Raw genomic sequence first — 1842 nt, 5'->3', positions numbered from 1 at the left:
CAGCCGCTACCTCATCGGCATCTGCGTATTCGGAACTGTAGACGCCGCTAATGGAGCGGATGACCGCCTTGTGCCTACCCACGACCTTTTCATATGCATCCGATATTTCTCCCAAAGAAGCTCTTGCTCGCGCCGCTTCAATGGCCAGCTCCAACAGATTGCCTTCGCCCGTTTTCGCACATTCTGTAATGGCTTGAAGAGTTGCTTGTACTCTTGCCTCATCGCGGTTATTACGCAGCTCCTGCAAACGTCTGATTTGCGCTTCCCGGACAGCTGTATTGTCGACTTCGAGAATTTCCAGTGGATCTTCTTTGTCCAGACGGTATTTGTTCACGCCAATAATGGCTTCCTTCGCTGAATCGATATGTGCCTGACGGCGTGCAGCCGCTTCCTCGATCTTCATTTTCGGCAATCCCGTCTCAATTGCTTTTGCCATACCGCCAAGCGCTTCGATTTCTTCGATGTGCGCCCACGCTTTTTCCACGAGCTGCGCAGTCAAGGACTCTACGTAATAAGAACCTGCCCACGGATCGACGACCTTGGTTATCTCGGTTTCGTCCTGCAAAAACAACTGCGTATTTCGCGCGATCCGAGCCGAAAAATCGGTCGGCAACGCAATCGCTTCATCCAGTGCGTTCGTATGCAGGGATTGGGTATGCCCCAGAGCCGCGGCCATGGCCTCTATGCACGTCCGCACCACGTTGTTATACGGGTCCTGCTCCGTCAAGCTCCATCCAGATGTTTGCGAATGCGTCCGCAGTGCCATCGACTTTTCATTTTTCGGGTGGAACTGTTTGATCAGATTGGCCCAAATCAAGCGGCCTGCACGCATTTTCGCCACTTCCATGAAGTAGTTCATGCCAATCGCCCAGAAAAATGACAGTCGTGGCGCAAACGCATCGATGTCGATGCCTGCTGCAAGACCAGTACGAACGTATTCCAAGCCATCTGCCAACGTGTAGGCCAATTCAATATCCGCGGTCGCACCCGCTTCCTGCAGATGGTAGCCTGAAATACTGATACTGTTGAATTTGGGCATGTGCTTGGAGGTGTAGGCAAAAATATCGGAAATGATCTTCATCGACGCTTCTGGCGGATAAATGTAAGTATTCCGAACCATGTATTCCTTCAGAATGTCATTTTGGATCGTTCCGGTAAGCTCCGCCTGCGATACTCCTTGCTCTTCTGCTGCCACGATATAGAACGCCATAATAGGCAAAACGGCTCCGTTCATCGTCATGGAGACGGACATTTTATCGAGGGGAATGCCGTCGAACAAGATTTTCATATCAAGAATGGAATCAACTGCCACGCCTGCTTTCCCGACATCCCCAACTACCCGAGGATGATCGGAGTCATAGCCGCGATGTGTCGCGAGGTCGAAGGCAATCGACAGCCCTTTTTGGCCCGCAGCCAAATTCCGTCGGTAAAAAGCGTTACTCTCTTCCGCCGTAGAAAATCCGGCATATTGGCGAACCGTCCATGGCTGAGTCACGTACATCGTCGGATACGGTCCCCGCGTATACGGCGGCAAACCAGGCATGTAACCGAGGTGATCCATGCCTTCCACATCTTCCATTGTGTAAAGAGGTTTTACAGGGATCTGCTCCAGCGTCTGCCACATTTGATCCTTTCCTTGTGGGTTTGCATCCAGTTGGGGAAACAAGTCAGACACATCTCGTTTGGACTGATAAGCCATATTTGAAAAATCAGGTCGCTTCATTATGAGCCCACTCCTATCCGCTCCTGAAGTTCTCGCAGCATCTCGTAGCAATTGGAACGCATGTGGATGCAATCATCTACACCGGCAGCCTTATAAGTAGCCAACTGCTCCGCGTCAGG

Annotated in this window: 1 protein-coding gene; it reads right to left on the bottom strand. The window is 51.4% G+C overall.

Going from position 1 to position 1842, the window contains the following annotated elements; genetic code table 11:
* The coding region (gene scpA / locus PMI05_RS21485) for a methylmalonyl-CoA mutase (RefSeq protein WP_007726223.1) at positions 1-1723 on the bottom strand (1723 nt) is incomplete at its 3' end.
* Between the last annotated feature and the right edge of the window lie 119 nt (positions 1724-1842).

The sequence above is a fragment of the Brevibacillus sp. BC25 genome (assembly GCF_000282075.1).
In the GTDB taxonomy this organism is placed as follows: domain Bacteria; phylum Bacillota; class Bacilli; order Brevibacillales; family Brevibacillaceae; genus Brevibacillus.
This window is presented reverse-complemented; position numbering and strand designations above follow the sequence as displayed.